Below are 12,506 nucleotides of genomic sequence, written 5' to 3' on the forward strand. Positions count from 1 at the left end.
ATACCAATCGCATGGCGCCGTGCCAACGGACTTCTTACTGGACGGCTGCTGCGCCAAGATGCGAACCATGTCCGGTTTGGCAAGCAAAAAGGGCGTCCGAAGACGCCCTTTCCATTTCCGAGGAATAAGATGCGGCTTAGTGCGCCACGCCTTCCCATACCTTGCGCTTGGTCAGATACATCAGCGCCCCGAACAGAAGCAGAAACACCAGCACGCGGAAGCCGGTCTTCTTGCGGTCTTCCATATGCGGCTCGGCCGCCCACATCAGGAACGCCGAGACGTCGCGCGAATACTGGTCGATCGTCTGCGGCGAACCGTCATCATAGGTGACCTGGCCGTCGGAGAGCGGCTTGGGCATCTTCAGCGACACGCCGGACATGAAGTATGGATTGTAGTGGGTGCCTTCGGGGATCACCATGCCGGCAGGTGGCGTCTCGTCGTAGCCGGTCAGCAGCGAATGGATGTAGTCCGGGCCGCCCTGCGCATATTGCGTGAAGATGTCGAAGACGAAGCGCGGGAAGCCGCGCTCGACGCCGCGCGCCTTGGCCAGCAGCGACATATCCGGTGGGGCAGCGCCGCCGTTGGAAGCGGCAGCCGCCTCCTCATTGGCGAACGGCGCCGGGAAATGGTCGGACGGCTTGCCCGGGCGGTCGAACATGTCGCCGGCATCGTTGGGTCCATCATGGATGGTGTACTCGGCCGACAGGGACTTGATCTGCGCTTCCGAATAGCCGAGGTCCTCCAGCGTGCGGAACGCCACCAGATTCATCGAGTGGCAGGCCGAGCAGACTTCCTTGTAAACCTTCAAGCCACGCTGCAGCTGCGCCTTGTCGTAGGTGCCGAACGGACCGGCAAAAGTCCAGTCCATCTCCTTCGGCTCATGGATCGGGAAATGCGTCGGTGCCGCCGCGTTGTGCGCCTCTTCAGCGGCGATCGCCACACTGCCGACGGCTCCGACGCCAGCGGCAAACACGCCTAGCAGGGCGAGCGAGGTGAGAATCTTTTTCATGCCAAATCCCCTTAGATTCTCACTCAGCCTTTGGTTTCCGGCGCGGCGGTCGCACCGGCCGGATGTCCTCCTCCGGCACCCTTGTTCTTCTCCAGCACCGCCTCGGTGATCGAATTCGGCAGTCTGCGTGGCGTCTCGATCAGGCCAAGCACCGGCAGGATGACGAGGAAGAACGCGAAGTAGAACAGTGTCGCCGCTTGAGCGTAGCCAACGTAGTTGCCCGAGACCTCACCTATCAGGAGGGTCAACAGACCGCCGCCTTCCGCCGGCTGCGAGCCAAGCCAGCCAAGCAGGACAGCGTCGGCGACGAACAGCCAGAAGAACAGCTTGTACCAGGGCCGATAGACCGCCGAGCGCACCTTGGAGGTGTCGAGCCACGGCACCAGGAACAGCATGACGATGGCGCCGAACATGCACAGCACGCCGCCGAGCTTGGAGTTGATCGGCCCGATGTTGAAGGTGATGGCGCGCAGGATCGCGTAGAACGGCAGGAAGTACCATTCCGGCACGATGTGGGCCGGCGTCTTCAGCGGGTTGGCGATCGTGTAATTGTCCGGATGGCCGAGAAAGTTCGGCAGGTAGAAGACGAAATAGGCGAAGAAGAACAGGAACACGATCATGCCGAATGCATCCTTGATGGTCGCATAGGGCGTAAAGGCAACGGTGTCGGTCTTCGATTTCACCTCGATGCCGGTCGGGTTCGACTGGCCGACCACGTGCAGCGCCCAGACGTGCAGCACGACGACGCCGGCAATCATGAACGGCAGCAAATAGTGCAGCGCAAAGAAGCGGTTGAGCGTCGGATTGTCGACGGCGAAACCGCCAAGCAGCAGTTCCTGGATCCAGTTGCCGACCAGCGGAATGGCGCTGAAGAAGCCGGTGATGACGGTGGCGCCCCAGAAGCTCATCTGGCCCCAGGGCAGCACATAGCCCATGAAGCCGGTCGCCATCATCAGCAGGTAGATGATGCAGCCGAGAATCCACAGCAACTCGCGCGGCGCCTTGTAGGAGCCGTAATAAAGCCCGCGGAAGATGTGGATGTAGACGGCGACGAAGAAGAACGAGGCGCCGTTGGAATGCATGTAGCGCAACAGCCAGCCCGAATTGACGTCGCGCATGATCTTCTCGACCGAATTGAAGGCGAGATTGGTGTCGGCGGTATAGTGCATGGCGAGCACGATACCGGTCAGGATCTGCGCCACCAGCATGATCGTGAGAATGCCGCCGAAGGTCCACGCATAGTTAAGGTTGCGCGGCACCGGATAGGCGATGAAGCTGTCATAGACCATGCGCGGCAGCGGCATGCGGGCGTCGAACCAGCGTTCGATACCGGTCTTGGGCGTATAGGTCGAGTGTCCCTCGCTCATCGAATTATCCCCTGCCTCAACCGATAAGGATTTTGGTATCGGAAATGAACTTGAATACCGGCACGGCCATATTTTCCGGCGCCGGGCCTTTGCGGATGCGGCCGGCGGTATCGTACACCGAACCGTGGCACGGGCAGAACCAGCCGCCGAAATCGCCTTCCTGGCCAAGCGGAATGCAGCCCAGATGCGTGCAAACCTGCACCATCACCATCCAGGCTTCCTTGCCGGGCGTGGTGCGGTTGGCGTCGGTCGCCGGCGCATCGGCTGGCAGATTGGCGTTGCGGGCGATAGGATCCTTGAGGTCGGCAAGGTTCACGGCTTCGCCGTCCTTCATCTCCTGCTCGGTGCGGTTGCGCACCACGACCGGCTTGCCGCGCCATTTGACAATCAGCGACATGCCAGGCGTCAGCGAGGCGACATCAACCTCGACCGAGGCGAGCGCCAGCGTCGAGGCATCGGGGCGCATCTGGTCGATGAACGGCCAGGCAACGGCGCCTGCGCCAACGACTGCGGCCATGCCGGTGGCGACGTAGAGAAAATCACGACGGTTGGGATCCTGGGTGTCGGTTGCGCTCACGGGTGCCTGATCCTTTCGCCTCTTCCGAGCCGGCGGCCGAGCTTTGTCCCCGCTCCATCGCGCCGGCCCGACAGCGCATGGCGAACAAGCTAGCGAATTCCTCCGGCATTTGGATTTCGGTTTATGCGTGAAGCCCGTTTTTGTCCAGCGGGCTGAGGCCACAAGGGCAGATTGTCGCGGGGACAGAACAGCGCGTCAGTTGGCCAGATGCCCAAAGGTCGGCAAAGGCGGCTAAACAACAGGGAAATATAAGCAAATCCGAGGCTCCCCGCCTGTCTCGACAGGACAGGTTGCCGTGATCTAGTCTCGCCGGCATGGCACATATTATCGACCGCGAGACCTGGACCAGGACGCCCGGCCGCTGGCAGGGCGAACTGCAATGCGGCGCCTACGACTCCAACTCCTGCCTGATTTTCAACTATCAGGAAGAGATTGGCGGCGGCCCGCGCCTGCACACGCATCCCTATTGTGAAATCTTCATCATCCGGCAAGGCACCGGCCTCTTCACGATCGGCGACCAGCAGATCGAGGCCACGGCCGGCCAGATCCTGATCGTGCCGCCCGATACGCCGCACAAATTCACCAATCTTGGCCCAGGCCCGCTCGAAACGACCGACATCCACGAAAACGGCAGCTTCATCACCGAATGGCTGGAATGAATGTTGCCGGCTGGTGACCTCTAGCTTGCACCGAGCCTGACCAGCACGGCCCTTGGGATATCGTATTCGCGGATGACCGACTCATGCCGGCGCAGGCCGCAGAGTTCACGCTGGATGAAATAGGCGTGCACCGCTGCGGCAGCCTCCTTGAGCAGCCGCGGTCGCTGCTCCTCGTCGTCGTTGTTCTGACGGAGCTTGGCCAGCGTTTCCTCGACCCGTTGGCCGGCACGGCCGAGCGCTGCGGCCTTTTCAGCCAGTATCTCATGGCCGAGGGCGTCGAACGCGGCTTCGGCAGCCGAGGCGCCTAGGGATGGCGGACGCAGTGACATCTCAGCCTCCTTTTCTGTCTTGAGAGAGCATCATGCGGTGCGTGACGAATTCTTCGCCCACCACCGGCTGGAAGCCAAGCCGTTCATAGAACCCAAAGGCTTCTTGTGGCGCGCGGGTGTTCAGCACGGCAAAATGCTGACGTGCCCTGTCAATGACGGTCTCGACCAGCATGCGGCCAATGCCGCTGCGGCGATGACGCGCGCTGACGAACAGGTGCCTGACCCGGCCGTGGTCCCTGCCTTCGAAATAAGGATCGATGTTCAACCCGCACACACCAGCGAGTTCTCGGCCATGCCATGCACCAAACAGCGCCTCGCCTCGTTTCAGGAACTTGTTGCGGCCGCCCGCCCAGCCATCCGCCAGCCGCACCAGCATCCAGTAGCCTTCCAGCCGGCTCTCCTCCTTCAGCGCATCGAAGGCCGGCGCGGTTGGCCGCAGCCGCTTGAGGACGTAGCCGATATCAGGCGACGCTGCCATGCCCTACTCCGCCGGCCGTGTCTCTTCCAGCACGCTTTCCTCGTGGTAGAGGAAGCCGCCGGACTGCCGCTTCCACAGCCGCGCATAGAGCCCGTCGAGCGCCACCAGCTCGTCATGCGTGCCCTGTTCGACGATGCGGCCTCCGTCCAGCACCACAAGACGGTCGAGCGCGGCGATGGTCGACAGCCGGTGCGCTATGGCGATGACCGTCTTGTTCTCCATCAGCCTGGCCAGATTCTCCTGGATCGCCGCCTCGATGTCGGAATCGAGCGCCGAGGTCGCCTCGTCGAGGATCAGGATCGGCGCATCCTTGAGGAAGACGCGGGCGATCGCGACGCGCTGGCGCTGGCCGCCCGACAGTTTCACGCCGCGCTCGCCGACAAAAGCCTCGTAGCCGGTACGGTCCCGGTTGTCGCGCAGGCCCAATATGAACTCGTGCGCCTCGGCCTTCTTCGCCGCCGCGATCACCTCGGCGTCAGTTGCATCCGGCATGCCGAGCTTGATGTTGTCGCGTAGCGAGCGGTGGAACAGCGCCGTGTCCTGGCTGACCACGCCGATATTGGCGCGCAGCGAGTTCTGCGTCACCTCGGCGACGTCTTGCCCGTCGATCAGGATTTTCCCGCTCTCGAGGTCGTAGAGGCGCAGGATGAGATTGGCAAAGGTCGTCTTGCCCGCACCGGACGGCCCGACCAGCCCGACCTTCTCGCCAGGCTTGACCACAAGGTCGATGCCATTCAGCACGCCAAAACCCTTGCCGTAGTGGAACTCGACATTCTTCACCTCGATGCGGCCGCCGGCGACGACAAGCTCTTTCGCATCCGGCGCATCGACAAGGCCAAGCGGCTGCGAGATCAGCGCCTTGGAGTTTTCCAGGACGCCGAGATTTCGCAATATGCCGTTGAGCTGCATCATCACGCGCCCGAGCAGCATGTTGAGCCGCAAGACCAGCGACAGCGTGAACGCGACGGCGCCGACGGTGATCGACCCTTCGACCCAGAGATAGACGGCAAAGCAGCCAATCGCGGTGATCATGATGCCCGACAGCGTCGTCAGCGCCATGCGCACGCCGGTCAGCCGGCGGGTGAAGGGCCGTAGTGCATCGAGATAGATGTCGAAGCCGTTCTTGATGTAGCGGTCGTCGCCGTCGGCCGAGAATAGCTTCAGCGTCTGCACGTTGGAATAGGAATCGATGATGCGCCCATTGATCATCGAGCCAGCTTCAGCCGTGGCCTCGGCATGCCTGCGGATCGAGGGCAGATAGAGCTTGGCCAGCCAGGCGAACGCGAGGATCCAGATCACCACCAGCACGGCCAGGCGCAGATCCAGCCCGGCGACCAGCGCCAAGGTCGTCACCGTATAGATGAGCATGAACCAGATGACCTCGATGAAGCTCTCCATCAGGTCGCCGGTCGCCTGCCCGGCCTGCCAGACTTTTGTCGCGATACGGCCGGCGAAATCGTTCTGGAAGAAGGTGTAGGACTGCCGCGACACATGCCGGTGCGCCTGCCAGCGCACCAGATTGTAGAAGCCCGGCGTGATCGTCTGTTCGTTGACCAGCGCCGACAGGCCGACGACGACTGTGCGGATGACCGCCACCACGACGATCATGAACACCAGTTCAGGACCGGCGGCGGTCCACAGCGCATTCCAGCTGCGCTCGCCAGGAAGCTGGTCGAGAATATCGACCAGCCGCCCGACGAAGTAGAACAGCCCGGCCTCGATCAGCGGCGCGATGCCGCCGATGACCAGCATGGCGAAGAAGGCGAACTTCGCCTGGCCGACATAGTGCCAGAGGAAGCCGCCGACGCTTGACGGTGGCCGAAGGTCCGCCGGCTCCCTGAACGGATAGACCCAGTCCTCGAACCAGCGATAGACGGCTGTCATCATGCTGACGTCATCACTCTGCGGCTTCACCCTTCACGCCGATGTCGTTGGCAACAGCGTCATTGGCGGCATCGACCGGACCGTCATCGAGCAGGAACCCGCCCGACTGGCGCTGCCAGAGCTGCGCGTAGAGCCCGCCGCTGGCGACGAGTTCCTCGTGCGACCCCTCCTCGATGACACGGCCCTTGTCGAGGACGACGAGCCTGTCCATCGCCGCGATGGTCGACAGCCGGTGCGCAATGGCGATGACGGTCTTGCCTTGCATGAGCTTGTAGAGATTCTCCTGGATGGCGGCCTCGGCTTCGGAATCCAGCGCCGACGTCGCTTCGTCAAGGATAAGTATCGGTGCGTCCTTCAACATAACGCGAGCAATGGCGATGCGTTGCCGCTGGCCGCCGGACAATTTGACGCCGCGGTCGCCGACATGAGCGTCGAGCCCTTTACGTCCGGTGTGATCCGAAAGCCTGCCGATAAACTCCAGCGCCTCGGCCCGCCCGGCTGCCTCGACAAGCATTTCCTCCGTCGCATCGGGCCGCCCGTAAAGAATGTTGTCGCGCACGGAACGATGCAGCAGCGAAGTGTCCTGCGTCACCATGCCGATCTGCGCGCGCAGCGAATCCTGCGTCACCGAAGCGATCTCCTGGCCGTCGATCAGGATCCGGCCGTTCTCGAGGTCGTAGAACCGCAACAGGAGATTGACCAGCGTCGACTTGCCCGCGCCCGAGCGCCCGACAATGCCGACTTTCTCGCCGGGCTTCACCGTCAGCGACAGGTTCTCGATGACGCCCTTCTGCTTGCCATAGTGGAAACGAATGTCGTCGAAGCGGATCTCGCCCTTGGTGACGGCAATGTCCTTCGCCCCCGGCCGGTCTTCGACCAGGCGCGGCAGCGAGATCGAGGCGATACCGTCTTGCACCGTGCCGATGTTCTCGAATAGGCTCGACATTTCCCACATGATCCACTGCGACATGCCCCACATACGGAGCACGAGGCCGATGACCACGGCGACGGCGCCGATCGTCACCGCCTGGCCGAGCCACAGCCACAGCGCCAGCGCCGTCACCGAAAACAGGAGCAGCGCGTTGAGGATATAGAGCAGCCCGTAAAGCACCGTCACCAGCCGCATCGACCGGTAGACCGTGTCGAGGAAGCCTGCCATGCCTTCTCTCGCGAACGTTGCTTCGCGCCGTGCATGGGAAAACAACTTGACCGTCTGGATGTTGGTGTAGCTGTCGACGACGCGGCCGGTCATAGTCGAGCGCGCATTGGCCTGCGCCTCGCCGACCTTGCCCAGCTTCGGGATGATATAGCGCAACAACCCGATATAGCCGAGCAGCCAGACGCCGAGAGGTGCCGCCAGCCGCAAGTCGGCCGAGCCGACGATGAACAGCATGCCGAGGAAATAGACGATGACGTAATTGAGCACCTCGATCACCTTGATGACGCATTCGCGCACGGCGAGTGCCGTCTGCATCAGCTTGGTGGCGATGCGGCCGGCAAATTCGTCCTGGTAGAAGCTCATCGACTGCTTCAAGAGATAACGATGCACCTGCCATCGGATGCGCATGGGGTAGTTGCCCATCAGCGTCTGCTGGTTGAGCAAAGAATGCAGCCATACCGTACCCGGCAGCGCGAACAGCACGACGAAGGCCATGCCGGCGAGCTTCCAGCTCTCGGTCTGCAGGAAGGTTTCGCGGTTCTGCTCGGACAGCCAGTCGACGATGTGGCCCATGAAGCCGAACATCCACACCTCCGCGATGGCAATCGCCGTCACCAGCACCGCGTCGACGATGATGTATGGCCAGGCGCCGCGCGTATAATGCACGCAGAAGGCAACCAGCGTCTTCGGCGGCTCGACCGGTTCCGCTGCGGGGAACGGATCGAGCCTTCTTTCAAACCAGCTAAACATAGTGATGCTCACAAAACTTTTGTCCGCTCATGCGGCGCGGGAAAAATCCCCGGGGCGCTCCGCGTCCCTATACCGTACGTCGGCGGGGACCGACGGCCCGGAATCACCCGGGCCATCGGTCCTGCTTCGCGCAATATAGGGACTTGCGGGCTTTTCACCGACAGAAGCCTTCGACTGAGCTGACGGCACGCCGCCAGCAGTCCGGTTTTTCGCGCCCGGCCGGATCAGCCGGATGATCCGGCGCACCAGCGACGGCCGGCTGTGGTCGGGAACCGCACGCGAGAAATCGACATCCGGCAACATGCCGCGATGCGGACGCCGGCGCGTCTCGGCATGAACCGCCGACGAATAGGTCTCGCCGACCAGCAACGCCCAGGTCGCCGTCTTGCGTTCGTGCAGGCTTCTTGAACCAGGTATCTTATAGGGATCGAACATCGGTCCGTCCTCCGTGTGAAAATAGACATAGAAAGGCGAAGCAATGTCATGCGCCGGCATTCGGCCGGAGGCACGGATTGCATCCGTCGAGACGCGAGGATAGGCCTCGGTCGCGACATGCTCAGCTGGGGCGCTTGGCCCCTTTAACCGGTTGAAAAACATCGCAGGATTCCTTCGAGAGCCGAAAATTGGGTTCGGCGGGAATCGGTGCGATCAGATCTAAGAAATCAGGTAAATCGTCGTACCGAAACCGCCGGCAGGCAGGTAAGCCCACGGGAGGGGCGCAGGATGTGCATGGTCAGCATGAAATACCCCTCCATCGGTTCGGGTTGACAATGCCTGCGGTATAATCGACTTCGCAGAAAATGGCCACCCGCAGGTCCAGCAATTTCCAAAACCAGCCACCCGCTGTGGCCGATCTGCCACTTATTAGAAAGACGCGGAAATGAACCACCGTCTCCGCATCGCCCTCTACCAGCCTGACATCGCCGGCAACACCGGAACAATCCTGCGCTTCGCCGCCTGCCTCGGCCTTGGCGTCGACATCATCGAACCAGCCGGCTTTCCGCTCTCCGACAAAGCGCTCAAGCGCGCCGGGATGGACTACCTCGAAATGGCTGCCCTGACCCGGCATGTCGACTGGAACGCCTTCGAGGATTGGCGCAAGGGCCAAGCCTGCCGGCTGGTGCTGCTCACCACCAAAGCCGCGACCCCCTATACGGGCTTCAGCTTCGCCCAAGGCGACATCCTGCTGTTCGGCCGCGAATCCGCCGGCGTGCCGGATCCTGTCCATCAGGCGGCGGATGCGCGGCTGACGATCCCGATGCAGCCGGGCACGCGCAGCATCAACGTCGCGCTGTCCGTCGCCATGGTCGCCGGTGAAGCCATCCGGCAACTCGGCTAGAACCTTCAACGCGTTGTCGTCATCGCCAACGGCCCTTGCGTCTTGCATCATTCTCACCCAGGCGCACATCGCCTTCTCCTCAATTGCCCTATCGACATTTCCTGGCTACAAGCTCAACTTAAGTTGAGGTCAAGCGGAAAATCGAGATGGCTCCGGTAAAGGAATTGACGGTCGGCCAGTTGGCCATGCGCAGCGGCGTGGCGGTGTCGGCGCTGCATTTCTACGAGGCGCGCGGGCTGATCCGCAGCCACCGCACGTCGGGCAACCAGCGGCGCTATGGCCGCGACGTGCTGCGGCGGGTGGCGATCATCCGGATCGCCCAGGAGGTCGGCATCTCGCTGGCCGAGATCGGCGCCGCACTTGAATCGCTGCCAGAAGGCCGTACCCCGACGCGCGAGGACTGGAACCTGTTGTCGACCGGCTGGCGCGACGACCTCGATCGCAAGATCACTCAGCTAAAGAAGCTGCGCGACGGCCTTACCGACTGCATCGGCTGCGGCTGCATGTCGATCGACAAATGCCCGCTGCGAAACAGGGAAGATCGCTTGAGTGCGCAAGGGCCGGGCGCAAGGCGACTGCTTGTGGAATCCTAATCCGCCGCGGGCAGCCGCCGTATGGTGAATTCGATTACGTCGCCCGGCCGCTCGAACCAGCTTTCGATCTCGGTCCAGTAGGCCTGCTTGGGAAAACGCTCGAACCATTCCTTGGCCTTGAGCCGCGCATCCGGGCGCGGCAGGACGAAGGTCTCGCGCAAAAACCCGTCACGCGGCATGCGCTCGCGCTCGGCGCGTGAACGATCGAGCCTTTTCTTCAGGCCATGCAGCGGCGGTCTTGCCGGCGTGCGCATGAAAGAACTCCTGGGCCGAACCAGATGACACTTGACCCTTGCCCCTAAGAGATTAGGGATCGCGCCCGGAAAAGGCTAGTGGTCCGATTCCAACATTCGCCTCCCTAATCCCCAGGCGCCGTTGCGAATGTTGGAATCACAAGGACCACTAGCAAGTTCATGTTTCTGGTGGAGTTTTCGAATTTGACATTTGCATCGTGCCCTGCGCCACGCTGTGTGCAAATGTCAAATTCACTCCACTAGGTCCTTTGTCGGCCGCGACCGGAGACAGCATTTTGGAACGACCAGAAATACCGGCAGGCCTGCCACCCGACATCGAACAGAAGAAAATGAAGGCTAGGCTCTGGTTCGAGACGCTGCGCGAGCGCATTTGCACAACCTTCGAGCAGATCGAACAGGAACTGCAGGGACCACTGGCCGAATGGTCGCCCGGCAGCTTCGAGAAGACGCCGTGGGAACGCGACAATGGAAAGGGCGGCGGCGGCGCCATGGCGATGATGCGCGGCCGCGTCTTCGAGAAGGTCGGCGTCCATACTTCGACCGTCTATGGCGAATTCTCGCCCGAATTCAGGAAGCAGATGCCCGGCGCCGAGGAAGACCCGAGCTTCTGGGCATCAGGCATTTCGTTGATCGCGCATCCCTGGAACCCCAACGTGCCGGCCGTGCACATGAACACCCGCATGGTCGTGACGTCGCGCCACTGGTTTGGCGGCGGCGCCGATCTGACGCCGGTGCTCGACCGCAACCGCACGGAAGATCACCCCGACACGGTCGCCTTCCATCGAGCCATGCAGTTCGCCTGCGAGAAGAATGCCGCGGTCGCCGACCACCCGAAGTTCAAGGCCTGGTGCGACGAGTATTTCTATCTGCCGCACCGCAACGAGCCGCGCGGCGTCGGCGGCATCTTTTTCGACTGGCTGCATTCGGGGGAGGAGAAAGGCGGTTGGAATGCCGATTTGAACTTCGTCCAGGATGTCGGGCGTTCTTTCCTTGTCGTCTACGGACACCTGGTTCGCGCCCATTTCAACGAGAACTGGACCGACGACGACCGCGACGAGCAGCTCATTCGCCGCGGCCGTTACGTCGAATTCAACCTTCTTCACGATCGCGGCACCATCTTCGGCCTGAAGACCGGCGGCAATGTCGCTTCGATCCTGTCCAGCCTGCCGCCGGAGGTCAGGTGGCCGTAAAAAATCGGTGAGCGAAACGTGAGCCGCATTGACGTCCCATTCGCCGAATCTGGGCAGCCAATGTGGCATCGCCATTATCTTTTTCGTCTAATAGGCAATTGAAATAAAACGACTATTTGTCGTTTCGGGCCGGGAAGCGCCGGCGGTTCAGTCCCGAACCGCGACACGACGCTACCGGACGGCCCTGAACAAGGCGGAGCATTTTCCAAACGGATGCCCGCATTTCCAGGAGTATTACATGCGAAAGCTCATTGTTTCGGCAGCCGCCGCTGCCCTTCTCGCTTCCGGCTCGATTGCCTTTGCCGCGGTCAAGCACACCACGGGCACGGTCAAGACCTATGATGGCACGGCCATGAGCCTCGTTCTGGACGATGGATCGACCTTTACGCTGCCCAAGACCTTCAAGGATCCTGGCCTGAAGGCAGGCGAAAAGGTCCGCGTTTCCTGGGACATGAGCGGCAAGAACAAGGTTGCCGAGTCCGTCAAGATCGAGAAGTGATCGGGACAAGACCGAACGTTCTCGCCTTGGCTTAGCCTGGCAAGAGGGGGCGGAGCAGCGCTGCTCCGCCTTTTTCGCCCCCACGGCAACCAAACTCGTGGAACCGTGTTATGCTAACTCCCCCGTGCGCGCCCCCGAAACCGACTGCTGTGACAGGGCGCGGAACAGAGATGGCGGAGCTTCGTGTGCCCATGAGAGGCACAGGCTCCAAGGAGGAAAAGGAGAAAATCCCATGAAGGAATTCCATTGCGGCTCGCTGGTTCCCGGCTGTGAGTGGCACACGCGTGCCGGTGAGGAAGCCGAGGTCATGCGCCGCGCCGTCGACCATATGCGCGAGACACATGGCGAAACGGTCATTCGCGAGACGATGATCGAGGCGATCCGCTCGCGCATCGAGAAAGTTCGCGACGCGGCCTGAG

Annotated in this window: 15 protein-coding genes; 6 read left to right on the forward strand and 9 right to left on the reverse strand. The window is 61.9% G+C overall.

Annotated elements, in window-relative coordinates; all coding sequences use genetic code 11:
- Window positions 1-136: 136 nt before the first annotated feature.
- The 3 genes from NKJ80_RS11255 to petA are packed head-to-tail and all read right to left on the reverse strand — an operon-like array spanning window position 137 to window position 2,953.
- A complete protein-coding gene (locus tag NKJ80_RS11255) occupies window positions 137-1,009 on the reverse strand; it encodes a cytochrome c1 (protein WP_352497574.1) in 873 nt (290 codons plus the stop codon).
- Window positions 1,010-1,032: 23 nt separating this feature from the next.
- The gene (locus tag NKJ80_RS11260) at window positions 1,033-2,376 is read right to left on the reverse strand and encodes a cytochrome b (protein WP_023670028.1); all 1,344 of its coding nucleotides are present in this window, start codon (window positions 2,374-2,376) and stop codon (window positions 1,033-1,035) included.
- A gap of 16 nt (window positions 2,377-2,392) precedes the next feature.
- Entirely contained in the window at window positions 2,393-2,953 is a 561-nt protein-coding gene (petA, locus tag NKJ80_RS11265) for a ubiquinol-cytochrome c reductase iron-sulfur subunit (protein WP_023670027.1), read from the reverse strand.
- A gap of 314 nt (window positions 2,954-3,267) precedes the next feature.
- Between petA and NKJ80_RS11270 the strand changes: the two genes are divergently transcribed.
- Window positions 3,268-3,612: a cupin domain-containing protein gene (locus NKJ80_RS11270; protein ID WP_023683696.1), complete on the forward strand. Its 345-nt coding sequence runs from the start codon at window positions 3,268-3,270 to the stop codon at window positions 3,610-3,612.
- 20 nt (window positions 3,613-3,632) lie between these two features.
- Here the strand turns inward: NKJ80_RS11270 and NKJ80_RS11275 are convergent, their stop codons facing one another.
- From NKJ80_RS11275 to NKJ80_RS11295, 5 genes are read right to left on the reverse strand one after another with little or no spacing between them, the layout of a single operon-like run.
- On the reverse strand, window positions 3,633-3,941 hold the full coding sequence (locus tag NKJ80_RS11275; protein WP_023683695.1) for a DUF6665 family protein: 309 nt from the start codon (window positions 3,939-3,941) through the stop codon (window positions 3,633-3,635).
- A gap of 1 nt (window position 3,942) precedes the next feature.
- Window positions 3,943-4,419: a GNAT family N-acetyltransferase gene (locus NKJ80_RS11280; protein ID WP_023691590.1), complete on the reverse strand. Its 477-nt coding sequence runs from the start codon at window positions 4,417-4,419 to the stop codon at window positions 3,943-3,945.
- A 3-nt stretch (window positions 4,420-4,422) separates the two neighbouring features.
- Entirely contained in the window at window positions 4,423-6,306 is a 1,884-nt protein-coding gene (locus tag NKJ80_RS11285; RefSeq protein WP_352497575.1) for an ABC transporter ATP-binding protein, read from the reverse strand.
- A gap of 10 nt (window positions 6,307-6,316) precedes the next feature.
- Window positions 6,317-8,212, reverse strand: coding sequence for an ABC transporter ATP-binding protein (locus NKJ80_RS11290; protein WP_352497576.1), 1,896 nt, complete (start codon window positions 8,210-8,212; stop codon window positions 6,317-6,319).
- Between the two features lie 27 nt (window positions 8,213-8,239).
- Complete coding sequence (locus NKJ80_RS11295; protein WP_352497577.1) at window positions 8,240-8,647, reverse strand: hypothetical protein; 408 nt, start codon at window positions 8,645-8,647, stop codon at window positions 8,240-8,242.
- A gap of 445 nt (window positions 8,648-9,092) precedes the next feature.
- Between NKJ80_RS11295 and NKJ80_RS11300 the strand changes: the two genes are divergently transcribed.
- Both NKJ80_RS11300 and soxR read left to right on the forward strand, forming a co-directional pair.
- Entirely contained in the window at window positions 9,093-9,551 is a 459-nt protein-coding gene (locus NKJ80_RS11300) for a tRNA (cytidine(34)-2'-O)-methyltransferase (protein ID WP_023670018.1), read from the forward strand.
- Between the two features lie 146 nt (window positions 9,552-9,697).
- On the forward strand, window positions 9,698-10,144 hold the full coding sequence (gene soxR / locus NKJ80_RS11305) for a redox-sensitive transcriptional activator SoxR (RefSeq protein ID WP_023691595.1): 447 nt from the start codon (window positions 9,698-9,700) through the stop codon (window positions 10,142-10,144).
- Here the strand turns inward: soxR and NKJ80_RS11310 are convergent.
- On the reverse strand, window positions 10,141-10,398 hold the full coding sequence (locus NKJ80_RS11310) for a hypothetical protein (RefSeq protein ID WP_023683688.1): 258 nt from the start codon (window positions 10,396-10,398) through the stop codon (window positions 10,141-10,143). The two genes, soxR and NKJ80_RS11310, sit on opposite strands and share 4 nt — an antisense overlap.
- 275 nt (window positions 10,399-10,673) lie before the next feature.
- On the opposite strand from NKJ80_RS11310, the gene hemF reads away from it, so the two are divergent.
- From hemF to NKJ80_RS11325, 3 genes are all read left to right on the forward strand, one after another.
- Entirely contained in the window at window positions 10,674-11,588 is a 915-nt protein-coding gene (hemF, locus tag NKJ80_RS11315) for an oxygen-dependent coproporphyrinogen oxidase (protein WP_352497578.1), read from the forward strand.
- 238 nt (window positions 11,589-11,826) lie between these two features.
- Window positions 11,827-12,087, forward strand: a complete 261-nt coding sequence (locus tag NKJ80_RS11320; RefSeq protein WP_023686144.1) for a DUF1344 domain-containing protein — start codon at window positions 11,827-11,829, stop codon at window positions 12,085-12,087.
- Window positions 12,088-12,319: 232 nt separating this feature from the next.
- Window positions 12,320-12,505 carry a DUF1059 domain-containing protein gene (locus NKJ80_RS11325; RefSeq protein WP_023670013.1) on the forward strand — a complete coding sequence of 62 codons (186 nt, stop codon included), beginning with the start codon at window positions 12,320-12,322 and terminating at the stop codon, window positions 12,503-12,505.
- Window position 12,506: the final 1 nt, after the last annotated feature.

This window comes from Mesorhizobium sp. M0030 (genome assembly GCF_040323695.1).
Classification (GTDB): domain Bacteria; phylum Pseudomonadota; class Alphaproteobacteria; order Rhizobiales; family Rhizobiaceae; genus Mesorhizobium.